Here is a 21606-nt window from a genome sequence, read left to right as displayed (position 1 = left end):
TGAAACCAGCGGAATCCAGACGTTGCGGGGGAAAACTGTATGAAAATGAGACTTCTTGGTTTAGCCATCACGAGTGCAGCACTCATCGTTACATTCCAGAACTGTGCACCGAATGCTCACTTCTCAAGCGCTGTGAATGCTAGCCTCAGCGGTGGCGGTGGCAACGCCGAAGCCAAAGTTATTCCCGACATGCTTTTAGAAACTAAAATGAATACCGCAATCGATTTTCAAGCCGACCCAACTCGCGCCCCGATCGCTGACAAAATCTCGTTCATCGCTGCCAACCAGGGTGCCGCTTTGAACGGCAAAATCGAAGTGACTGACAAAGGCACTTATAAATTTAAATACACTCCAAACTATGGCTTCCGCGGTAACGACAATATCATTGTGGCTGTTACAGATAAAGATGGCGCGACAATCCAGTTTACAGTGAAGGTCAGCGTCGGCAACAGCTTCACCACATTCCAACCAGCTTTAGCGATCCGCGGGATGGGTTGTATCCAATGTCACGCGCAAGTGGCGTCTAATATCATCACTGATTTTGGTTACGGCTCAAGCTACTTTATGGGTCAAGGCTCTCCAAGCAATATAACTTGGACAAGCGGTTCCGTTTACGGAGACCACGGTAACAGCTTTAACACGATCTCCATGCCAGCTGATAAAAACGTGATCGTGCCACAGGCCAATTTACCTGCAGCCATCGCGACAGCTGCTAATGCGACGACGTTAAGCGCTTACATCAAAGCTCAGCTGGCGAGTTCCCCCTATGCCACAACTAAAGGTGCGCAAGTTCTGACTAAGAAAAGCGTCTATATCGGTGCGCCGACAGATGCCAATATCACAACTGCTTTCCAAATGGCGGCTTCTGAGCGCATCAAGTATTTCAAAGACGCTGCGGATTCTGTTGCTTTGTCAGGTTTGAAAGACCAAGGTACCTTCTTCCAAAACAGTGGTGAGCTGGCGTGTGAAGGTGACGTGGCGATTCGCGGTCCATTGCTTTTGGATAACGTGACGATTAAATCCCGCACGGGTTGTCGCCTGTATGTGGTGGGATCCGTCTTCATGTACGGCGCTATCAATTATTCAAACAACGACACGACTCGCAACTTACAAATTACTAGCAGCAAATCTATCAGCATGGGGTTGGGCACAGTGAAAAAGAATGGCAGCTTCTGCGACCCATCTGATCGCTATGCAACCAACACGGCAAGCTATGGTACTTCTTCTTTGGTGAATCGTTATTCAACATTCTGGACAGTGCCTGGAAACTTCGTCAGAAACTCGACAAGTCCGAAAGCGACAGGCGATGCCGTGGTGGCTGAGGCCGCTTTGATCGAAGCTAAAAACGGTCCTTTGTACGATGCGGTTTGCCGCACGGAAGGTCGTAATGTGTCCTTTGAAAGAATCCTTTTGAATGCGCCACTTATCCACAGCCGTTACGAAGGTAACGTATCAGGAACAGTGATCGCAGAGATCTCGATCATGAGCTTAAATATGTTTAAGTTCTCATATGACGAAGTATTCAACTCTGTACCAGTCTTCCCTTTCCTGGATAAGTCCGTGTATCTGGATATCGTCGACTAGGGCTGTCTAAAATCCTGACGTTCACGCATTCTTTTCCAAAGGAGGAGTTCACATAGGCTCCTCCTCCAGGTCTTGATACAAAGACCGCTATGAAATCACTTCGCTATTTTTTATCGTTTCTCGTTTTCTTTCCTACCCTTGTTTTAGCCTACACTCTGCACGGCACTGTGGTTAACGTCCATGACGGTGACACGTTGACTGTTCAGTCTGGTAGCGATCGCTTTAAGGTGCGCTTCCTGGGCGTGGATACGCCGGAAGTAGACTATTTCGGTAATACCCAAGGTGAGCCAGCTGACGTGGCCCGTGATTTCGTAGCAGGCCTGGTACCAGTGGGAAGCAATATCACAGTTATTTATGATGAAAACGGCCACGACAAACACAATCGCATCCTGGGTCGAGTGATCTATAACGATGTTGAAGTGAACCTGGAAATCCTGAAAGAGGGCTGGGGCTATATGTACTTCATCTACCCTTTTGAAAAGGGTTTGATCACGGCGTACAGCCAAGCTTCCAAGTTCGCAGTGGATAACCAAAGAGGTTTGTTTTCTGCGCGCTATGCAAACGTTCTGGCACCTTATGATTTCCGTATGAAGTCACGCAATCTGACAGGAACTAATTTTGTCGGAGATATCGAAACTAAAATGCTTTACTATCCGGAAGACAGTCACAAGATTCCGGTTTGGCGCAGAGCCTTTTTCTCGGATAAGAACCTGGCTTACAGCAACGGTTACAAGTTCTTCTAAATAAAAAAGCCATCCGCAGGGATGGCTTTTTTCGTTTTAGCACCAATCAGGGTCTTACTCCTTAGGACCAATCGTTTCTTTTACTTTGATGGTCTTTTTAATCTTGGCATCTGATGACAATGAAAGGTCTTTAGCTGTCAGAACCTTTTTGTTTTTAGGACTGAATAGCTCCAAACTCTCCCATTTGCCCACAGAGCCACCCAACAGGTTAAAGCTAATATTCCCCTGGCGGTCGCGTTCTAAAGGCAATGTTGCCTTAACCTGAGCTTTTGATGTGAAGTCCAAGACCATCTTCACCGTACCGACGATACGCCCGTCTTTAGACTCATCAGAACAGTCCACACGCAGCTCCGACTTTTCAATTTCGATCTGTTTAAAGGACAGGCAGTTCAACTCGCCTGCCGCCATCCAGATTTTAGAACTTCGGACATACTCATGAACTCGAGGCTTTCTGTCTTCGCCAGCGGATTTAGAAACAACCACCACGTACTCTGGCAAAGACAAGACCGCAGAGATCTCCTCAGAAACTAGGTCATTGGGAAATCCCAGGGATTCTTTTTTACCAGTGCGGGAATCAACTTGCATGAACACACGTTTATCAGGATCTGTGTCTTCAACAGCGACAACCACTTTACCTTCATGAATGTTTGAAGCGGCTTGAATTACCGCAGTTGCTTTCGCCTGTAGACCTATCAATAGAACAAACATACTAGATAATAGAATTCTCATCAGTCGACCCCACGTGGTTTGAGATTTTTTATGAACTCCTAGTGTGGCAGACTCCCCCAAGTTGATCAAGATGCCTTGAATTTTCCTATACCTAAAGATCCCTGCGACCTAACAGAGGTCGCGTGACTATGTTTTCTGGGCACTGGACTGAACGGCATAAGGTATCGATGCTAATAATTTTGTATTCAAAGGAGAGCTTTATGCTGAAAAAATCCGTACTAACTGCAATCGGTATTCTGTATTTCGCGCACTATGCTTCCGCTGCGTGCGGAGACCTGTCCAAAAGAGAGTTCAAAGGAGACGAAGCCGTCACCCTTGGCTACATCCTTAAAAATTCAAACATCGCGACCAAAACATATAATGGTGACGACACCACTTGGACCATCACCGATCTGCAGTGTGTGCAAACCAATCGAGGCATTTTGCCTGATACGATGCCTGCCTATAAATGCACTCCCCCTGCCGGTGTAGGTCCTATTACGGCGAAAGCCTTATTCGACGCCTTATCAGAAATGGGAGTAATGCCTGACGGAACCACAGGCCACGTGACTGAGGTCGCTAAAGAAGTAAAATGTACGATTAATAAAAACGGCACCGGCGGTACAGACGTCAATCCGACTTGCTCGATGAAAGCAGCCTGGGGAGATGAGTGCGGTTAGTTCTTTTTAGTGTGTGGTAATTGGGGATCGTTCTCGGTCCCCTCTTCGTTGATCATAGAAAATAGTGAGTTCTGGAAGCAAACCAATTGATCCGCCTCTTCACTATCAAACTCTGCAATAAACTCTTTTTGAAAAGCACGCAATTTCGCTATCGCCTCTTCCATACGCTCGGCCTTCATACGCAGAAAGGTCGCAGAGTACTGGCGTTTTGCCTTAGGGACGACGTCATAGGAACGCTCCAGAATCTTTACGACTTCCAAATGCATGGCTTTCGCATCAGGAGCGTCTGGAGTACGAGCCTCTAAAGCGATCAAATCCCCCGCGCTCATCCCCAGAATCGGAGATAGGGCCGCCACCAGCTGCGCGCGATTTTCGAACTTTTGCAGCTTATTACCTTCGTTCAAGACGAAGCGTGCGATGGCATTATTCTTTTCACCCTGAAGCTCATTCAAAACCATGATACGCAAATGATTGCTATCGATGGACTTTTCATACTTCACCAGGTTTGAAAAGTGTGCCTTTTCATTTTCATTAAATTCAAAATAGTCTGAAATGGAATCCGCAAGCTTATCGCCGATATGGCGCTTGCGATTAAGAATCATAGACAATGCCGAGGGATGAGAAAGCCCCAGTTGACGGGTCCATACCGTCAAACTCCACCCTACTTTATTCTGACTTTTCCAGGCGTTGTAGTCTGCGAGAAACTGCCTGTAGTCTTTGTATTTTAGGATTTCAGCCTTTGTCATATGGGCCTTATATATACCTTAAAAATCGAGACCTTCCCTAATTTTGCTGGGCTTTCACAAACCTTGTGAAAGCTTTTCCTGAACCGTCTCTTGTTTGGTCACCTCTTTTGTGTCAAAACTATCCCACTCTCACCACCTTAAAGGGGGCTTACAATGAAGCTGTTGCTGTCTATATTGCTTATGGCGCCATTTTTCGCGTCAGCTGCAACTGAAATCATTTATAACCGCTCAGCCAACCCCTATGTCCCCGAGCGCGGCTATGTTACCCGTGATCAGGTTTGCATTGATGAAGACAACAATACGGTTGAGGCTTCTTTACCGGGTCAGGCTCCAGTTAAAGCTTCTTTAACGGCAACTCGTGAAGTGTGTGTTGAATGGAACCGCTCAGATTCCGCTCATCCTGTCTGCACTAAGAAAGCAAATCAAGAAGTTCAATTGGCTGATAGCTATACTCAATATTTGTACGATGCTTCTGATTACCGCAAAGAGCGTCCGAATGTTCGTATCAAACGCATCGAAGCTTGCATTAAGTAATTCCAAATCCGAAATTATTCCATAATCTAAAAGGCACTGATACTCTCAGTGCCTTTTTTATTCTTGCCAGGCGGTCCAGAATGTATCGATCCGGGAATTTATTTTCGTTGCGATTCCTCAGATTTATTTTGAAAAGTGTCGGAATGTAGAAACAAACTGAAAAAAGAAAAAACATCTTTTTCGTTTCTTGATATTACTGTGAACAGATTAGACAAAAACAAAATCTGTTTTTGTCGCCAGATTTTACAGGACCATTTTTCCGCCACTCCCCCCATTTTTATTTTCGGTGATCCCCACTATTCTGTTTCAGGACCGAATAACCGGAGGAAAAATGAAACTACTTACTTCGTTACTTGCACTAACCTTGACAACAAGCTTGATAGGTTGTGGCAGTAACTTTCAAACTGCTGAACGTTCCTCTACCGATGAATCATCGTCTTTAAGCGCGCCAACTGTTTCTGAACCTAAAATGGCTTCCCAAGCTATGTTGAGTGATCTTAGCGAACAACTGTCAGTTCAATCGACAAACAAGCTTTCCGCAGCACAAATCAGTGCGATTGTGGCCAGCGCACAAATGGCGTTAGAATCCGCCAACCTGGGTAAAAGCAATGACCTGGCAGCCATCATCCCCGTTATCATTCAAGGAGCAACAACTGGTGTTGGTACTTTGAATATTGCTGATCTCGTTAAAAAGTCGAATCTTTTGGCTTTGATCGGCGACAGCACTTTGAACTCTCTTGTAAATCTTTCCCAAGATGAAGTTTCCACCAACCTTATTCAAACGGTGACTTCGGCTTTGTTTGCAAATTTAAAACTTGCTGGAGTTTCTTCGGGAAGCCAGGCAACTGCAGCTAACACCATCATCCAAGCGCTTATTGGTAAACTGAGCGGCAAAGATTTTGATGTCAGCAGCCTTGCTACTGTGATCGAGAGCCTTGCGAAAGGTTCCGTGTTGGGCTTGGGTAAATTGGGCAACTCTTCAACTGTTTTGCAAACCATCCTTAGCAGCTTGGGTTCGGGTTCTTTGCCAGGTTTGAATCAATTGATCTCTCAATTGGGTTCTTCAAACAATGCATCGACGACTCTGCAAAACTTGATTGCAGCTTTCACTTCTGGATCTAATTCTGGTTTGGGCGCGATCGTGGGCAGCGGTTCCGGCTCATCGACTTTGGCGAAAACACTTTTGACAGCACTTATGGGTGGTATCAAAATCGCTGGAGCAACTTCACCAACAGCTTCTGTAGTCACTTCCATCGTAGGCTCTTTGTTGGGATCCTTCCTGTCAAAAATCTAAATCACAAAATATGACAAACAACACAGCCCCCGTATCTTAGGATACGGGGGCTTTTTGCTTTATGACACTGGCTCTGCGGAGACCTTCACCCTTCCTCTAAAATAACCTTATAAAGAACATGGAAGAGAGGTACTTCATGAGCTCACTTACACGAACACTCTTCAAAAGAATCGGTTGGGGATTCTTAGCCGGATATGGTTACTCGCTGATCCGCGATCAATTGCGCTATCGATCTCTTAAAAATGCAGTGGTCGTGATCTCCGGCGGCTCCCGGGGTTTAGGACTGGTGATGGCTAAAGAGTTTGCCCGCCAAGGAGCCTCCCTGGCTCTCCTCGCAAGAGACAAGGAAGAACTGGAACGCGGTCAGAAAATTGTCGAGTTGGCGGCGCCGGGGGCGAATGTTTTGATCCTGGAATGTGATTGCACGAAGCCAAACCAAGTCGACGATGCGATCAGTGAAGTGATGAAAACCTTTGGACAGATTGATGTTGTCGTCAATAATGCGGGAGTTATCTCGACTGCCCCCTTAGAAAATACCACTAAAAAGGATTTCGAAGATTCACTGGATACCCATTTCTGGGCGCCTTTCTATATGAACAGGGCCTGCCTTCCCCATCTAAAAGCTGGCGCTCGTATCGTGAATATTTCTTCTGTCGGAGGATTGATTCCTATTCCGCATCTTGCCGCTTATTGCACGGGCAAATTTGCTCTGCGTGGCTATTCGCAAAGTCTGCGACTGGAACTGATGAAAAAGGGCATTTACGTCACGACTGTGTGCCCGGGGCTTATGCGCACAGGATCAGCCCGCAATGCGCGGGTAAAGGGTCAATTTAAAAAAGAACATGCCTGGTTCTCTTTGATGGCTTCAGCACCACTTATAACCATCAGTGCCGAGAGAGCCGCAAAGCGAATCGTATCAGCGACTAAAACAGGGCAAGCCGAAATCAATGTCTCGATGACTTCCAGACTTGGATCCTTAATGAACGCCCACTTCCCAGGCATATACGCAGACCTGGGATCGTTGGCGAATCTCCTGCTACCAAATCCCACAGACGACTTAAGAACAACCAAGGATGGCAAGGATGCGGAGTCCTTTATCACGACTTCATTTTTGACATCAATGGGAGAGCGGGCTGCCGAACAGAATAATGAAATTCCTCCGCAAACAGATCAGTTGCATTGAAGCGAGTTGACTGATGTCGGCCTCATATAAAGAAGAACGTTGTAAAATCTGTGGCGAGCCTCTTTCCCTCTCTGGGAAAGAGCACTTCGTCATTTGCGAACAATGCGGAACCATGAATCGTCTTTCAAAATTTTCTTCACCTGAAGTCAGTATGGCGTTCGCCTTGTCTGCTTTAATTCTGTATATTCCCGCGAACATCTTTCCATTCATGACTTTAGAGGTCTACGGAAACAAAAATACGGCAACAATCTGGGAGGGAATTGTAACGATGAGTGACACCGGTTCTTGGGGTATCGCCATCATCATATTCCTGGCCAGCATGGTCATTCCACTCGCGAAACTTTTGATTTTATTTTATCTGGGACTGACCGCAAAAAGCTCTGCTCACCGAAAGTTACGAACGCGTTTATATAATACGGTGGAGGCCATTGGGCGATGGTCGATGCTGGATATCTATCTTTTGGCGGTGCTAGTCGCCATCATGAAGATGGGCCCCTGGGCTCATGCCGAACCCGGCCTGGGTTCCTGGATGTTTGCACTTGTGGTGATCTTTACGATGATCTCTTCTGCCTACTTTGATCCTTCAACAATATGGAACGATTCGTATGATGAAAAATCTTAAAGCTACTTGGTTCGTTTGGTTATTTCCTCTATTTGCTGTCATCTTGGCTGGATACTTATTGTTTCAATTCTATCAACATCGCGGTCCGGAGGTGACAATCACCTTTGAAGAAGGCTCACGCATTCGTCCTGACAAAACAGAGATTCGCTTTCGAGGTGTCCGTGTCGGAGTGGTCACAAGTTTACGCATTTCCGATGATCAAAAGAATGTCGAGGTAAATGCTCGGCTGGAAAAATTTGCTTCGGATTTTGCCAATGAAGGAACCAAATATTGGTTAGAAAGCCCGCGTATCAGCTTTGAGGAGATTCGCGGTCTGGATACGTTGGTGGAAGGAAGTTATATTTCCGCGGTCCCTGGCAACGGTACTAGAACAAAAAAGTTCGTCGGCAGATCTGGGACGGAATTAAAAAATCCTCTGGAAGAGACAGCATTGTTTAAATTGGAAACGCGAACTTTGGATTCTGTCAGTGACGGTGACACGATTTTCTATCGTGGCATGAATGTGGGTTCCGTCACCAAATTGGCTCTCTCAAAAACCGGGCAAACTATCAGCGTTCACTTTCGTATTCCGTGGGAGTATGCCCGTCTCGTGCGCACCAACACAGTATTTTGGCGTAAAGCGGGATTCCAAGCAAAGTTAGGACTGTTCAACTCTTTTGTGAAAATGAATTCCGTGGATGCTCTCTTACGGGGCGGAATCGAGCTTGCAACGCCCACCAATGCAGGGCCCAAAGCCAAGCCTGGTACGACATTCGCGCTGGTGGGTGAAGCTCCTAAAGAAGTCGATAAATGGAATCCTGTCCTGGAGTGACGTTAATCAACACTGGGCTATGAATGAGTCCAGTTTATGAACCCTAACAGTTCACTCAAGGTTTTCTAGATCTTGCTTAGAAAATTGATAATCATAGCAACAAGGCCTAATCGATTACCAAGGAGGGTGCAATGGCTGAAACATCAAGAGACGTTATGAATGATATCAAATCCACGGGCAGACAAGCAGTTGAAACAGGGAAAAGCCTCTACGGAGATGCAAAATCCGAAGTGAAATCTCAGATCAACGAAGCAAAATCTGAGTTGAAAAGCGAGTGGGGCGATCGCTATGAAACAATCAAAGCCAAAGCTCAAGATGCTTATGAAACTTCAGAAGACTGGGTGAAGGATCATCCACTCGCAACAGTCCTAGGCGCTTGCGCTGTGGGATTTGTGGCGGGCTTGATCGCACGTCGTCGTCACTAAGAAAAAGGGCGGATGCACTCCGCCCTTTTTTGTTTTTAAATTGGAGGAGGATGGTATGGCACAACCACATACAGATCATCAACTAACCGAACAAAATTGGAATCAGGTTACCCAGGAAGTCCGTAAAAAATGGGCTGCGCTGAACGAGTCTGATTTGAGTCGTATCGATCATGACTTCGATTCCCTGACTGATTTGGTTTCATTAAAGACAGGACTGACTCACGAAGAAACAGAACAGCGCCTGGATGACATTATTGCCCGATGGAAACGTTCGCCTTCGTCAAGCTCATCTCAAAAAGCCGGTACTCAAGATACCGGAACTATTGAAGATGATAGCGAAGAGCAAGCTCCTTAAATGAACCCAATAATACTTTTTGATACAGAAATTCCTGCAAGGACTGGGGTTTGAATAATTTCATTCGCTCCAGCTCTTGTGCATACCCTTCTTTAGACACACTAAATCCTGTCAGCAACGACCTAATCAATTCGGGTTTGGTCTTTTCTTTCAAGTTCAATAGCGCTCCCTGCAGCTTTTCTTCAGCCGGAGTAAAATCGCTGCCAAACGGAAACACTTTAAATAGTCCCTTGCCTTTGGCAAAGCGGGTGAACTCTTGCAGCTTTTCAGGAGTGTTGTTTCGCGCAACCGGTGGAATCTTCCAGTGCGGATCTATCTTCTTATTTTTCTGAGCGATAGCCAAAAGCTCATCTTGAAATTGAGCATCGGTAATCATAATCAGACGTTTAATGCACTCAGAATCACTCTGCCCTTTAAGGAATGCGATGCCGTATTCGGTAATAACGACGTCTCGCAAATGTCGAGAAATCGTCAATTGTGGTGGACTCCAAACGATGTTGGATTGCCTCCGCCCCTTTTTTTTCCGAATACTTTTCATCATCAAAACTGAATATGAATCCGGAAGTTCATGAGACATCGCCACAAAATTGTATTGACCGCCGACCCCGCTCACGACATTGCCGTTCTCCAAAGTTTCGGAAGCAGCTCCGCCCAAAAGGCTCATTTGCATACAAGTATTAAAAAAGCGTGCGTTTTTGCGCTGCTTACGCAAAGCCAACTCATGCGGATCATATAAATCGTTCACCTTGGAAACTCGGGTCATAGAAAGTCCATCAAAGTCCGTATCCGAAAGTTCCCTTAACCAACTATAAAAAGACTTAGATCCTAAAAAGAAAGCGCCATGCAAGTAACGAAGGGCCTTTTCCTCGTGCTCTTGGATCGACCGATTCAGAATCCCAGCATTACGCAGATGCATGAAGCCATCCATAATCATTTCACTGGTGCCGTAAAGACCTTTGGTAAATACGTGGTCATGAATATCCTTAGAAGACGGTGGAGTAAAATTTCGATCCAGCTCTGCAAGGACCTCTTTGTACAAAGAGTTATTTTGATGACGCAACAAAGTCGAGGCCGTCAACGCATCCGAAAGGGAACCAATTCCGATTTGAAGTGTGCCATCATCCTTGAGCAGGCGACTGGCATGAAGCCCAATCATGTGCTCAGTATCATCAATGGCATTTTTTGGCGGAGCAAATAATTGATGTCGAACTTCTGGGGATTCAACAATGCCCTCAAAAAAATCAGCAGGAACTTCGGCGTCGCCTCCCAAAAATGGAAGATCAGGATGGACCACCCCGATCACCATAAATGGTTTGCCCTTGGCACGATAAAGATCCACGACATCCAGGGTCAGATCGGGATTGCAACTTAGACTGTAACGCCCATCCTTTGACTTTGCGATCAACTGAATCACGCCATCTAACTTCATTTCCAAAATACTTTGCGCGACGTGGGTGTAGTTCAAACTGATGTAATTGCTTTGCGCATGCAGATTCCCCAAAGCCGTGCCCGCCTGAAAGTAAAATTCATGCAGAGAGATATTTTCCGGCACCTGATTTTTATGGAGGTCCTGCAAATACGCCAAACGCGGATAGTCGTCACCAAAATGGCGTGAGAAAAAAGGACCGGTGAAGCGCGATTCCAATTCCGTTTTCGCTTGGGGAATATCCAAAGACAAGGCTGTAAAAAACGTCAGCTTCAAATCTTTTTGCTGTTTTGCGCGCTCATACAGAGCATTCACCAACTGATTCGGCTTGCCCAGGCCCAAAGGAATGGCAAATCGCAATTCTTTGCCTGCTTTAGCGACGATGTATTCTTCAGCCTGCTTAATACTTGCAAAAGGTTTCATAAAAGTCATCATCGCGGCCAGTGCTCACGCAAGTCAAGACAGGCTGCTTATTGATCAATGACATAGGACGTTTACGAATAAGTAAATCAGGCAGAAAATATAACCTCAAGGAGGAGCCATGGCTCATAAAAATAAAAAACCATCGAAAACTTCCCGGAAGTCCTCTTCGAAAAATTCCAAGGACACTGTGAAGCGCCCACAACGCCATTGGGATCAAGAAACATCTGCGGATATTCCCTATGATGATTCGGTGGAATCTCCTCGCAGCCGCAGCACTCCGTCCATGTACTGATAACAGGAAGTGAAAATGAGTTTAGTGAAATACAATCAAAAGCGCGATTTCAAAATAACCAAAGAGCCTCCTGGCAAGCTTAAGAAGTCCGGCAAGGGAGCTCTTTCGTTCGTTGTTCAGGAACATCACGCGAGCCATCTTCACTGGGACTTTCGCTTGGAATGGGAGGGCGTCTTAAAAAGTTGGGCTGTTCCGAAAGGTCCCAGCATGGACCCTCACATAAAACGCCTGGCTGTTGAAACCGAAGACCATCCCCTCTCCTATGGATCATTTCATGGCACTATTCCAGAAGATCAATACGGGGGCGGTGAAGTTTATATTTGGGACAAAGGAACTTGGGAGCCAGAAGAAGACGCTGCCAAGGGGTTTAAAAAAGGCCATCTCGTATTTTCCCTGAAAGGAAAAAAACTGAAAGGCGTATTTCACTTAGTTCGAACCCGCACCCCAGGTCGTACCAGCCAATGGCTCTTAATGAAAAAGAATGACGCTTTTGCCGAAGCTGTTCCCGAAATCAAGCCCGTGGCTGAGGCCAAACACACTCCACGCCGTGCCGTTGCTAAAAAAGTGGTTAAAAAAAAAGTCTCCAGAAAATCGGCAAAGGTCGCAAAGCTTCCCTTCGTGACTCCGGAGCTAGCTCTGCTGGTCGACGAGCCTCCTGAAGGCAAAGAGTGGCTGCATGAATTAAAATTCGACGGCTATCGTGTCCAAGCGCACGTAAACGGAGACGAAGTCAAACTCTTCACTCGCTCAGGACAAGATTGGACGGCGAAATTTCCGGTGATTGCAAGAGATCTGCAAAAACTTGATGTCGAAGGTGCCGTCATCGACGGTGAAATTGTGATCCTTGATAAATCCGGTCGCAGCGATTTCCAACTTTTACAGAATGCCCTGAAAAGCAACCAGGCTCAGAATATGTATCTTTATGCCTTTGATCTGTTAGCCGTCAATGGAAAGGATCTGCGCACACGACCTCTGGAACAACGTCGCGATGAGCTAGTAAAAATATTTAAAAAATCTGCGGGCCGCATTCGCTATAGCGAAGAATACCAGGGGACCGGGAAAAGTCTTTTAGCCCAGGCAAAAAAACACGGGCTGGAAGGAATTATCTCCAAAAAACGAAACAGTCCTTATCGATCCGAACGAAATTCCAATTGGCTTAAAATAAAATGCAGCGAACAACAGGAGTTCGTTATCGGCGGCTATACTTTAGGAAAAGGCAGCCGTGATCACTTTGGTGCTCTCCTTCTGGGAGTTTACAAAAAAGATAAACTGCAATATGTCGGTAAAGTCGGTACAGGTTTTACGCAACAATCTTTACGAGATGTCTTTAAAACTTTGAAGCCCTTGGAAACCCAACAATCCCCTTTTGATATTAAATCCCCTAAAGGTCGCGATATCCACTGGTTAAAACCCAAATACAGTGCCCAGATCACTTTTTCCAATTGGACTCATGAAGAAATCCTGCGCGTCCCCGTTTTTAATGGACTGCGGGAGGACAAACCTACGAAACAAATTAAAAAGGAGACGCCAGTGGCCCTTAAATCCAGTGAAGAATGGCCTATCTCTAGTCCTGACAAAATTCTATTCGCCAAAGAAAAAATCACTAAGCGTCAGGTTGCAAACTTTTATACCAAAGTAGCTGAACATATTTTACCTCTTATCACGGACCGTCCGCTGTCATTAGTGCGCTGCCCGAATGGCACTGGCAAACAGTGCTTCTTTCAAAAACACCAAGCCAAGATCCCAGAATCCATGACCCCTGTTAAAATGAAAGAGCACGGAGGTTATGGTACCTACATGAGTGTTCATGATGATGCGGGGCTTGCGGCACTGGTGCAAATGAACGCCTTTGAAATTCATTGTTCCAACTCCCGCCATCCTGAAACCGATGTTCCCGATCAATTTGTCATGGATTTCGATCCTGGGCCCGGAGTCGGCTGGAAAACGGTCGTGGATGCTGCTTTCAATCTAAAAAAGCTCTTGGAAGGACTCGGTTTAAAAAGCTTCGTCAAACTTAGCGGAGGAAAAGGTGTTCACGTCCACGTTCCCGTGGCTCCGATCTATACATTTGATCAAATCAATAGTTTTACCCACGCGTTAGCTTTGCAGATGGAACAACAAGATCCGGATCTTTTCGTTTCAAAGATGTCTAAAAAAATTCGCGAAGGTCGAATCTTTGTCGATTACCTTAGAAACTCTCAAGGAGCCACGGCTGTTGCGCCATATTCACTTCGCGCTCGAGCGATCAGTGCTGTAGCCATGCCTGTGACGTGGAATGATCTAAAAAAGATTCCCGGCGGAGATTACTATGATTTGAAAAAAGCCCTAGCTCACCTTCAACGGCGGCGCAGTGATCCATGGCAAGGTTATTTAAAACTTCAACAACGAATTGCACTCTTGGAAAAAGCGACCACTAAAAAAAGCTCTACCAGGTCTCAAGCGCATTTATGAAAGCGTGGACAAGTTACCGCCCAAAACCCGTAATCGGCGTGGATGAAGTGGGACGCGGCAGTCTGGCGGGTCCCGTCTTTGCGGCGGCTGTGGTTCTGAAACATGAGCGCTTACCGAAGTTTTTAAAAGATTCAAAACTTCTTTCGCGCAAGCAACGCATTGATGTGTTTCGGGAGATCTGTCGTGAACACCGGGTCGCGATTGGAATCGCCACTGTCGAGGAGATCGCCCTGCTCAATATCGTTTACGCTTCGACGTTGGCGATGAAAAGAGCCGTCTCGGGTCTCAAACTTAAAAAGGGGCACGTGCTTGTGGATGGGCGTTTACGCATTCCTGTACTGCCTAAGGAATTTCAACAAACTCCCGTGGTGAAAGGAGATCTATTATTCGCCCCCGTCTCCGCCGCCTCGATCATAGCCAAGGTCGCCCGCGACGAGTTGATGGCGGAACTGGGAAAAGAATTTCCCCAATATGGGTGGCAACACAATGCAGGTTACGCAACCGCTTCACATATTAAGGCTCTGCGTGAATATGGCCCCTGTCGCCTGCATCGCAAATCGTTTTCACAAGTCAGTCTTCCATTTATTTTCTAACAAGGAGTGTTTATGACCAACATGCATAACAAAAGAAAACCACGTCCCCCCTTTAAAGAACACCAACAAAAATCACCAGGTATAGAAAAGAAAATGAACATCGCCCCAAAATATCGAGCGCCCATGTATAAGGCCGCGGGGAAACTTATTGGTAAAAAGGCATTAATCACAGGCGGAGATTCAGGTATTGGCCGTGCCGTTGCGTTACTTTATGCCCGTGAAGGAGCTTCCGTCGTCATCACTTATCTACCCGTCGAACGCGTAGACGCAGAACAAACCAAACGTGAAATCGAGGAACTGGGTGGCACCTGTATACTTTTATCTGGTGATCTTACGAAAGAAACCTTCTGCAAAAAAGCCGTCGCTGAAACCGTTAAAAGACTGGGCGGAATCGACATCCTTGTCAGCAATGCCGCTCACCAAATGCGCAAAGATGATATCACCGAAATCACGACCGAAGAATTCGATAGAACATTTAAAACCAACGTCTATGCCTATTTTCATCTTGCCAAGGCCGCTGTGCCTCACATGAAACCCGGCTCTTGCATCATTGCGACAACGTCTGAAACTTCGACGCGGGCACCAGCCCAGCTATTAGATTACTCCTCTACTAAAGGAGCCATTAACACTTTCACAAAATCTTTGGCGCAAATGCTGATTAAAAAGGGAATTCGTGTAAATGCAGTCGCCCCAGGGCCGGTGTGGACTCCGCTGAACCCTTCTGACGAAGGAACCAAGAAAAGCAAAGTTCAACAATTCGGGAAAGACCAACCCATCGGTCGGCCAGGTCAGCCCGAGGAAATTGCCCCGGCCTATGTGTTCCTGGCATCTGAAGCAGACTCAAGCTATATCAGTGGCGCGATTCTTCCACAGATGGGTGCAGAGCCCATGTAGACTAAGCAGGCTTGCTGCGAGCTCTCGGTTTTGAGGGAGCTTTCTTTTTGGCGGTCTTACGGGCCGCCAAACTTTTTTGCAAAAGTGGCATAAGATCGACGACATTGTCTGTTGTTTCCACGTCCTCTTCTTTAATCGGTGCCACTTTATGACCCTTGCCACCTTTGATTTTTCGATCGATGACTTTCATGACTTCTTGATAGTAGGTGTCCTTGTACTGTTCAGGTTTCCATTTACTGGTCATACCTTCGATCAGATCCTCGGCCATTTTCAATTCCCGAGGATTGTAGTTCGCGGTTTTGGTGACATCTTTCATATAGTGAACTTGTTTTTCGGTTTTAACTTCATGTCCAAAGCGCAAAAGCTCCAGCATCAGATAGTCGCCTTTAGGCATAATCATCGCCAAGTGCTGCTTGATTCGAATCACTATTTTAGAAACAGCCACACGACCGGATTTGGCCAAAGCATCTCGAAGCAGGTAATATCCCTTCTCGGCACCTTTTTGCGGAACCAGATAGTAAGGGCGCTCGAAATACATCGGATCAATTTCTTCTAAGGACACGATGTCTTCGATATCAATTGTCTGCGAAGCCTTCACATTCGATTTTCTGATTTCATCCTCCGTGACCAAGACGTAACGGCCCGAGGTATACTCGTAGCCCTTGACGATATTTTCGTAAGGCACTTCTTTCCCGGTTTTTGCGTTGATTTTTTTATACTGAATTCGCGACAGATCTTTTTTGTCGAGCATGGAGAAAGAAATTTCTTTCTCTGATTGAGCACCTTGCAAGGTCACTGGAATATTCAACAGTCCAAAACTAATGGAGCCTTTCCAAATGCTAGCCATGAAACCTCCCGCGCATCCCTTCCAGCTAAAACCATCGGCATGTTCTTTTGAAGACCAGACTCACATTTGTTGCCAAATTGCTTTTGAAGCCACGGATGATCGACCAGAATTTTCCCCGAACTTATGTAGTTACACACTTCTTCAATTTACTCGCATCCAGATAGGTATAATAGAAGGTGAAACGATATCACAGGATATGCGCAGCCTAAGAGGAATCTTGAAAAGGAGAAATCTGAATCTGGCAAAAAACCTGCTAAACATTGATATCGTAAGAAGTAGGGTCAGCTTAGTCTGGCCCTCTTCCATTTCGGACATCCCATTCCAAAATCAAAGAAAAATCCCCGTCTAAAACCTGCGCATCCCCCTTAAAATCGATCTGAGGTTCGAAATCCGTTGGCAAGCCCGTTGCTTTATGTCCGGTCAAAACAGTTCAAAACACTTTAAGGATATAAAATGAACAAACTTTCCCTACTTCTTGTGACATCTCTTTTAGGCCTTGCAGCCTGCTCCCCTTCAAAAAAAGCCGCTTCCGCAAATGTCGAAATCGACAACGCCTGCTCTTCCGGCATTATCAATGGTAAGTCCGTTAAAAAAGAAGACCCCCTTGCTAAAAAAGTCGTTCTGTTAATGATGGCAGACAAAAACAAAAACTATTCAACTTGCACAGGTACACCTATTTCTGAGGATGTGATCATAACGGCTGCACACTGTGTGAAAGATGCCGTCGTCGTCAGCGCGATCTTCAGAACTGCACTCTGCGAAAATGATCAACCTAAGAAAGAAGAATTCATCATCGCTTCAGATTGGAAAAGTCACGATGATTACACGGGTGTGGGTGCTGACGACGTTGCCGTAGTAAAACTAAGCCGTTCGATTCCAGCGGATTACCAAGTTAGTAAAATTTTTGACGGTAAATCTGAAATCACATCTAACACATTAACGTTGGTAGGTTTCGGTCGTACATCTGAAGAAGACCAAGGCCTTCCACGACTCCGCAAAACGTCTAAAATTCTGAAGCAAGAAGTAGGTCTTATTAACGAACCTGGTAGTGACATCCTATTGATCGATCAACCAACGACTGGTATTTGTAACGGCGACTCTGGTGGCCCGGTATTTATCGAGGTAAATTACGAGTTGCAAGTTCTGGGCGTAAACTCATTCGTATCGAACCCTGATGACCCAAGCAAAGTCTGCCATAACTTCGGCGGCGCGACTTTCATGCCGCCTCACCTTAATTGGTTAGGTAAAGTGACGGGCTTGAGCTTCAACTAACTAAGACTTCTTTTGAATGGCGGACTTCCAGTCTTTTTTAAGATCTTTCAGGGAGTCCGCAGTTTTATTTCCCGCATAAACCTTTTGATCATAGTAAGCACTCATCCGCGCCAGCACGTCTTGCAATTGCGGAAACTGACGACCCACGCGACTGAAATACTGCAGTGGGGGCTCACTGGAAGGTCGAACCAAATGATGCTGAGTTCCCCACTCCTGTACTGTCTTTAACAGCTCCTGCTCCTCAGTGATAACGACACGGGTTTTAAACAGGTTTTGCACCAGGAAGAAAAAGATAATTAAAGCAAAACTGATTCCGACAATACTCAACAGTTTATACTGTCCCAGCAAAGCAAAGAACGAATCCTGAGAGCTTCGGTCAAACTCCATCAAAAAATAGCTCCAACGATAATTCAGATCTTCCATTAGAAAAGTCGCGCGATCCCAAAGTAACGAGGTATTTCTTTCCGGCGGACGCCAGTCTATCTGTTGCGCAAAAGCCTGCTGATCTGACTCGGACAATGCAAAGAAATCTTCGCCACCAATTTCAAATCGTAATGGAGCAATCCACGCAGTGGGATCCACCCTTCTCCAAGCTTTATCGATAAATACTTCTGTCCATGCATGAGCATCCCTTTGCGAGATTCTCCAAAAGTCCCCTATGGGATTAAATCTGCCGCCTTGATACCCGACAACCACACGCGCAGGAATTCCCAAACCACGGGCCAATGTTGCATAAGATCCCGCGAAATGTTCACAGAAACCTTTGCGACGTTCGAACAGAAATTCCTCAAGGTCATTCGCACCGTAAATTCCCGGATTCAAAGTGTAAGCGAATTTATTTTCAGTAAAAAACTTTTTTAAAAGCTCCAGGCGTGCCTCGGGAGTCGCTGCCGCTTTGTTTGTCGCCGTGACCCATTCTAAAACTCGGCCTTTAAACTCTGGCGTCTTAAGATCATTCGGCGAGGGCAGCGTCATGTCCTTGAAATAGGGAGACCACCATCCCTGATAAACTGTCGTCGCGACAATGGGACGGCTCGTTCGATAGACCGAATTGTTAAGAGTCGTTACTCGCCCGGATTCCAGACTCAGCATCTGCGTGCCCTCTAAAGCGAACAGGAAATTTTGTGACGTGGGCTCAATCGCGACCTCATAAGGATTCAATCCTCGTCCACGAATGTTCTCGCCAGGATTCGGCATGGAAGGAACAACCCGCCACACCAGTCCTCGAGAAAATGACAGAACGGAACCTCGCCAATAGAGATCCTTTGATTGTTTCACTGGCAGACGGTCGATCTTGGCACGAAATGCCAACTGCGAACTGCCAGCGATCTCTGCGACTCGGCCAGGATTCATGTCTTCGGTAAAACCAATCTGACCATAGGTACTTCCGCGAGACATCGCCCACGGAATGACTACACGTGGGAACGCAAAAAACAGAATGACCGCCATGGGAATTGACAGCAAAAAGATCTTCCACAAGGTTTTACCCTTAGAGGGCGTTTGCGCAGGAAGAAGCGAATACCAGATTCCCCAAAACGCAAAGGCCGAGGGCAAGACCCAATAGATATCAATGCTAAAAAGGGCTTTCACTGAAATCAGGACAAAACCCAGCAGAGCCACGAATTTGTGATCTCGCTCGGTTGAATAATCCATCACACGCAACGCCGATAGTCCCAATAGCAAAGTGTACGAGGGATCCTGACCCACAATAGTGCGATATTGAAAAAGCACCTGGCCTAAAAGTAGAACGCTCAGAAATCCTGTAAATCGGCGAGACATTCCCTGCCAATGGTATTTTTCTGTGCCCCACTTCCAAACCAACAACCCCATCCCCAGGAATGCCACCCACGGCGTGACTTCAACTGCGACCATAATCATGGCGGTCACAACAGAAAGACTGAAATAGGGCTGAGCAAAAAATTCTTTTCTCACGAAAGCTCCGAGACTTTGGCCATTGCCAGAATTTCCAAACAGCGGCGCCAATGCTCTCGTCCCTTAGCGGAAGGAGTTTGCACGGCACCCAAGCGCATTGAATACACATAGTTCTGAGCCTCAGCCAAATCAATCCACAGCGCCAATTGTGACAGGCGCAACTCAGGATCGCGCAAGGACTCTGTTTGTTCCCAGGAAAAATTCAATGCTGGCTTTTCGGGCTCTTCAAATTTTTTAATTAAGACTTCGCTGCGGCGAGCGCTCGCCTTCCAGTCGATTCTGCGAACTGGATCCCCTGATTGATAAACTTTGTGATTTAAAAACAACCCTACCGACTCTGCGACTGAATCAGCACCAGAACTCATCGGAAATTCAGTGTCGCCGATTCGAGCCGGATAAACTAGGACCGAGCCTGGTTCTTTGATGACTTTCCAGGCCTGCAAAAGTCCAAAGGGATAAGCACCTTGAATTCTTAAACTGGGAAAGGGTTGCAGACCGCGTTTTACGGGCGTCCACATCACCACTGCAATGTTTTCTTCTTCGGGCATCACTTTATATTTAGGTGCGTCTTTGGTTTTACGATCCAGAACCACTTCGATTTCCTGGCTTGGATTCACCGTATCGTTTGTCAGCTGCACACGAAGTTTTCCAGGCTCGCCAGCAAAAGCATCGGCGGGTAACAGTCGCATAAAACGCACAGCCTGTACGTTTCGATTCGTCGTAATCATTCCTGTGAAAGCAACCGACGTCAGAAAGAAAAAGAAAATATAGATAAGGTTATTCGCATAACCGACGGCCATGAAAAATAAGACCAGATTCATCAGGCCAAAAGCCAAACCGAATCCCGTCGGCAAAATATAGGTGCGTGACTTTTTAGACTGGGACTGGCGTCGCTTTTTTAAGAACTGCAGCCCACTCTCGACCACGTTTGATGCCATGATTGCCCCCCAGGCGATGACCTAATACGGGAATTAAAACGTGCTGCACATCTTCGGGACGAACATAGTCACGATCATCCAAGAATGCCCACGCCTTTGCCGCTCGAGCCAAAGAGATTCCACAACGGGTTGATAAAGGTGCCCCCTCAAATCCTTCACGCCGAGAACCTTCCAAAACATTGGCGATATAGGTGGCAACTGTTTCCGACAATTTTACTTTTTCAATATTTTTAACGGCAGCTTCAAACTCACCTTCTGCAAAAAGCGAAGACATACGTTTGACTACGGAGCGAGGATCTTCCCCTTGTAAGATACGCACTTCAGTACCTTTAGATGCATAATTCAGCTCAAGACTCATTAAAAAACGATCGAGCTGGCTTTCAGGCAATGGAAAAGTTCCTGTTTGCTGATGTGGATTTTGTGTGGCGATAACGTAAAACGGACGAGGCAATTCCCACGTCATTCCATCAACGGAAACTTCTCCTTCCTCCATCGCTTGCAGTAACGCACTTTGCGTACGGGGACTCGCCCGATTGAGTTCATCGGCCATCACCAGCTGAGCAAAGATCGGTCCCGAGTGAAATGAAAATTTATGTTCTTGAGGATTAAAAATCTGACTTCCCAAAACATCTGCAGGCAACAAATCGATCGTGAATTGAATACGCTGAGTTTTCAATCCAGTCAGTTTTCCCAGAGTCTGCACCAGCGTTGTCTTACCCACGCCCGGCATATCTTCAATCAAGAGGTGACCACCCGCCAGCAAGCAGGTGATCGCCAAGCGCACTTCTGTATCTTTATCCAAAACAACTTTGGATGCTTCCGCGATCAACTCATGAAATCTTTTGCTCATGAA

22 protein-coding genes are annotated in these 21606 nt (G+C 46.3%); 15 read left to right on the top strand and 7 right to left on the bottom strand.

Annotated elements, in window-relative coordinates:
* The first annotated feature begins 39 nt into the window (after window positions 1-39).
* Window positions 40-1584, top strand: coding sequence for an Ig-like domain-containing protein (locus tag DOM22_RS04275; protein ID WP_142699188.1), 1545 nt, complete (start codon window positions 40-42; stop codon window positions 1582-1584).
* A gap of 89 nt (window positions 1585-1673) precedes the next feature.
* Window positions 1674-2327 carry a thermonuclease family protein gene (locus tag DOM22_RS04270; protein WP_142699187.1) on the top strand — a complete coding sequence of 218 codons (654 nt, stop codon included), beginning with the start codon at window positions 1674-1676 and terminating at the stop codon, window positions 2325-2327.
* 54 nt (window positions 2328-2381) lie between these two features.
* Here the strand turns inward: DOM22_RS04270 and DOM22_RS04265 are convergent, their stop codons facing one another.
* Window positions 2382-3056: a hypothetical protein gene (locus DOM22_RS04265; protein ID WP_142699186.1), complete on the bottom strand. Its 675-nt coding sequence runs from the start codon at window positions 3054-3056 to the stop codon at window positions 2382-2384.
* A 200-nt stretch (window positions 3057-3256) separates the two neighbouring features.
* Between DOM22_RS04265 and DOM22_RS04260 the strand changes: the two genes are divergently transcribed.
* Entirely contained in the window at window positions 3257-3715 is a 459-nt protein-coding gene (locus tag DOM22_RS04260) for a hypothetical protein (protein ID WP_142699185.1), read from the top strand.
* On the opposite strand, the gene DOM22_RS04255 is transcribed toward DOM22_RS04260, so the two are convergent.
* Window positions 3712-4461, bottom strand: coding sequence for a TIGR02147 family protein (locus DOM22_RS04255; protein WP_142699184.1), 750 nt, complete (start codon window positions 4459-4461; stop codon window positions 3712-3714). The two genes, DOM22_RS04260 and DOM22_RS04255, sit on opposite strands and share 4 nt — an antisense overlap.
* A gap of 153 nt (window positions 4462-4614) precedes the next feature.
* On the opposite strand from DOM22_RS04255, the gene DOM22_RS04250 reads away from it, so the two are divergent.
* The 7 genes from DOM22_RS04250 to DOM22_RS04220 all read left to right on the top strand — a co-directional run bounded on the left by DOM22_RS04250 (window position 4615) and on the right by DOM22_RS04220 (window position 9685).
* Window positions 4615-4995: a hypothetical protein gene (locus DOM22_RS04250; RefSeq protein ID WP_142699183.1), complete on the top strand. Its 381-nt coding sequence runs from the start codon at window positions 4615-4617 to the stop codon at window positions 4993-4995.
* Window positions 4996-5326: 331 nt separating this feature from the next.
* On the top strand, window positions 5327-6289 hold the full coding sequence (locus DOM22_RS04245; RefSeq protein ID WP_142699182.1) for a hypothetical protein: 963 nt from the start codon (window positions 5327-5329) through the stop codon (window positions 6287-6289).
* 136 nt (window positions 6290-6425) lie between these two features.
* The gene (locus tag DOM22_RS04240) at window positions 6426-7472 is read left to right on the top strand and encodes an SDR family oxidoreductase (RefSeq protein ID WP_168196547.1); all 1047 of its coding nucleotides are present in this window, start codon (window positions 6426-6428) and stop codon (window positions 7470-7472) included.
* A 112-nt stretch (window positions 7473-7584) separates the two neighbouring features.
* Window positions 7585-8094 carry a paraquat-inducible protein A gene (locus DOM22_RS04235; RefSeq protein WP_142699180.1) on the top strand — a complete coding sequence of 170 codons (510 nt, stop codon included), beginning with the start codon at window positions 7585-7587 and terminating at the stop codon, window positions 8092-8094.
* A complete protein-coding gene (locus DOM22_RS04230) occupies window positions 8078-8905 on the top strand; it encodes an MlaD family protein (RefSeq protein WP_142699179.1) in 828 nt (275 codons plus the stop codon). Before DOM22_RS04235 ends, DOM22_RS04230 begins: the two co-directional genes overlap by 17 nt.
* A gap of 131 nt (window positions 8906-9036) precedes the next feature.
* Window positions 9037-9330, top strand: a complete 294-nt coding sequence (locus tag DOM22_RS04225) for a YqjD family protein (RefSeq protein ID WP_142699178.1) — start codon at window positions 9037-9039, stop codon at window positions 9328-9330.
* A gap of 55 nt (window positions 9331-9385) precedes the next feature.
* Window positions 9386-9685 carry a hypothetical protein gene (locus tag DOM22_RS04220; RefSeq protein ID WP_142699177.1) on the top strand — a complete coding sequence of 100 codons (300 nt, stop codon included), beginning with the start codon at window positions 9386-9388 and terminating at the stop codon, window positions 9683-9685.
* Here DOM22_RS04220 and DOM22_RS04215 read toward each other — a convergent pair.
* Window positions 9651-11534, bottom strand: a complete 1884-nt coding sequence (locus DOM22_RS04215) for an acetyl-CoA hydrolase/transferase C-terminal domain-containing protein (protein ID WP_246845841.1) — start codon at window positions 11532-11534, stop codon at window positions 9651-9653. The two genes, DOM22_RS04220 and DOM22_RS04215, sit on opposite strands and share 35 nt — an antisense overlap.
* 118 nt (window positions 11535-11652) lie before the next feature.
* Between DOM22_RS04215 and DOM22_RS19845 the strand changes: the two genes are divergently transcribed.
* From DOM22_RS19845 to DOM22_RS04200, 4 genes are read left to right on the top strand one after another with little or no spacing between them, the layout of a single operon-like run.
* Window positions 11653-11826, top strand: a complete 174-nt coding sequence (locus DOM22_RS19845; RefSeq protein ID WP_168196546.1) for a hypothetical protein — start codon at window positions 11653-11655, stop codon at window positions 11824-11826.
* Window positions 11827-11841: 15 nt separating this feature from the next.
* Complete coding sequence (ligD, locus tag DOM22_RS04210) at window positions 11842-14277, top strand: DNA ligase D (protein ID WP_142699176.1); 2436 nt, start codon at window positions 11842-11844, stop codon at window positions 14275-14277.
* Window positions 14274-14870 (top strand): ribonuclease HII, encoded by a 597-nt coding sequence (locus DOM22_RS04205; RefSeq protein WP_142699175.1) that lies wholly within the window; start codon window positions 14274-14276, stop codon window positions 14868-14870. The genes ligD and DOM22_RS04205 overlap by 4 nt, the downstream gene beginning before the upstream one ends.
* Before the next feature lie 12 nt (window positions 14871-14882).
* Window positions 14883-15764 (top strand): SDR family oxidoreductase, encoded by an 882-nt coding sequence (locus tag DOM22_RS04200; RefSeq protein WP_142699174.1) that lies wholly within the window; start codon window positions 14883-14885, stop codon window positions 15762-15764.
* A gap of 1 nt (window position 15765) precedes the next feature.
* Here the strand turns inward: DOM22_RS04200 and DOM22_RS04195 are convergent, their stop codons facing one another.
* Window positions 15766-16611: a Ku protein gene (locus DOM22_RS04195; RefSeq protein WP_142699173.1), complete on the bottom strand. Its 846-nt coding sequence runs from the start codon at window positions 16609-16611 to the stop codon at window positions 15766-15768.
* Between the two features lie 453 nt (window positions 16612-17064).
* On the opposite strand from DOM22_RS04195, the gene DOM22_RS04190 reads away from it, so the two are divergent.
* Entirely contained in the window at window positions 17065-17883 is an 819-nt protein-coding gene (locus DOM22_RS04190; protein ID WP_142699172.1) for a trypsin-like serine protease, read from the top strand.
* On the opposite strand, the gene DOM22_RS04185 is transcribed toward DOM22_RS04190, so the two are convergent.
* From DOM22_RS04185 to DOM22_RS04175, 3 genes are read right to left on the bottom strand one after another with little or no spacing between them, the layout of a single operon-like run.
* Window positions 17884-19815, bottom strand: a complete 1932-nt coding sequence (locus DOM22_RS04185) for a DUF3488 and transglutaminase-like domain-containing protein (RefSeq protein ID WP_142699171.1) — start codon at window positions 19813-19815, stop codon at window positions 17884-17886.
* A complete protein-coding gene (locus DOM22_RS04180) occupies window positions 19812-20753 on the bottom strand; it encodes a DUF58 domain-containing protein (protein ID WP_142699170.1) in 942 nt (313 codons plus the stop codon). The genes DOM22_RS04185 and DOM22_RS04180 overlap by 4 nt, the downstream gene beginning before the upstream one ends.
* Window positions 20689-21603 carry a MoxR family ATPase gene (locus DOM22_RS04175; protein WP_142699169.1) on the bottom strand — a complete coding sequence of 305 codons (915 nt, stop codon included), beginning with the start codon at window positions 21601-21603 and terminating at the stop codon, window positions 20689-20691. The genes DOM22_RS04180 and DOM22_RS04175 overlap by 65 nt, the downstream gene beginning before the upstream one ends.
* Window positions 21604-21606 lie beyond the last annotated feature (3 nt).

It is taken from the genome of Bdellovibrio sp. ZAP7, assembly GCF_006874645.1.
Lineage (GTDB): Bacteria > Bdellovibrionota > Bdellovibrionia > Bdellovibrionales > Bdellovibrionaceae > Bdellovibrio.
Note: the sequence above shows the minus strand (reverse complement) of the source record. Positions and strands in the feature narration are given on the sequence as shown.

Excerpts from the sequence above, each read along its gene's own strand:
- DOM22_RS04180 (WP_142699170.1), bottom strand. The coding sequence starts at position 20,753 with ATGGCATCAAACGTGGTCGAGAGTGGGCTGCAGTTCTTAAAAAAGCGA.
- DOM22_RS04235 (WP_142699180.1), top strand. The coding sequence starts at position 7,585 with ATGAATCGTCTTTCAAAATTTTCTTCACCTGAAGTCAGTATGGCGTTC.
- DOM22_RS04200 (WP_142699174.1), top strand. The coding sequence starts at position 14,883 with ATGACCAACATGCATAACAAAAGAAAACCACGTCCCCCCTTTAAAGAA.
- DOM22_RS04215 (WP_246845841.1), bottom strand. The coding sequence starts at position 11,534 with ATGAAACCTTTTGCAAGTATTAAGCAGGCTGAAGAATACATCGTCGCT.
- DOM22_RS04275 (WP_142699188.1), top strand. The coding sequence starts at position 40 with ATGAAAATGAGACTTCTTGGTTTAGCCATCACGAGTGCAGCACTCATC.
- DOM22_RS04175 (WP_142699169.1), bottom strand. The coding sequence starts at position 21,603 with ATGAGCAAAAGATTTCATGAGTTGATCGCGGAAGCATCCAAAGTTGTT.
- DOM22_RS04190 (WP_142699172.1), top strand. The coding sequence starts at position 17,065 with ATGAACAAACTTTCCCTACTTCTTGTGACATCTCTTTTAGGCCTTGCA.
- DOM22_RS04250 (WP_142699183.1), top strand. The coding sequence starts at position 4,615 with ATGAAGCTGTTGCTGTCTATATTGCTTATGGCGCCATTTTTCGCGTCA.
- DOM22_RS04240 (WP_168196547.1), top strand. The coding sequence starts at position 6,426 with ATGAGCTCACTTACACGAACACTCTTCAAAAGAATCGGTTGGGGATTC.
- DOM22_RS04270 (WP_142699187.1), top strand. The coding sequence starts at position 1,674 with ATGAAATCACTTCGCTATTTTTTATCGTTTCTCGTTTTCTTTCCTACC.
- DOM22_RS04245 (WP_142699182.1), top strand. The coding sequence starts at position 5,327 with ATGAAACTACTTACTTCGTTACTTGCACTAACCTTGACAACAAGCTTG.
- DOM22_RS04260 (WP_142699185.1), top strand. The coding sequence starts at position 3,257 with ATGCTGAAAAAATCCGTACTAACTGCAATCGGTATTCTGTATTTCGCG.
- DOM22_RS04220 (WP_142699177.1), top strand. The coding sequence starts at position 9,386 with ATGGCACAACCACATACAGATCATCAACTAACCGAACAAAATTGGAAT.
- DOM22_RS04230 (WP_142699179.1), top strand. The coding sequence starts at position 8,078 with ATGATGAAAAATCTTAAAGCTACTTGGTTCGTTTGGTTATTTCCTCTA.
- DOM22_RS04225 (WP_142699178.1), top strand. The coding sequence starts at position 9,037 with ATGGCTGAAACATCAAGAGACGTTATGAATGATATCAAATCCACGGGC.
- DOM22_RS04255 (WP_142699184.1), bottom strand. The coding sequence starts at position 4,461 with ATGACAAAGGCTGAAATCCTAAAATACAAAGACTACAGGCAGTTTCTC.
- DOM22_RS19845 (WP_168196546.1), top strand. The coding sequence starts at position 11,653 with ATGGCTCATAAAAATAAAAAACCATCGAAAACTTCCCGGAAGTCCTCT.
- DOM22_RS04265 (WP_142699186.1), bottom strand. The coding sequence starts at position 3,056 with ATGAGAATTCTATTATCTAGTATGTTTGTTCTATTGATAGGTCTACAG.
- DOM22_RS04205 (WP_142699175.1), top strand. The coding sequence starts at position 14,274 with ATGAAAGCGTGGACAAGTTACCGCCCAAAACCCGTAATCGGCGTGGAT.
- DOM22_RS04195 (WP_142699173.1), bottom strand. The coding sequence starts at position 16,611 with ATGGCTAGCATTTGGAAAGGCTCCATTAGTTTTGGACTGTTGAATATT.
- ligD (WP_142699176.1), top strand. The coding sequence starts at position 11,842 with ATGAGTTTAGTGAAATACAATCAAAAGCGCGATTTCAAAATAACCAAA.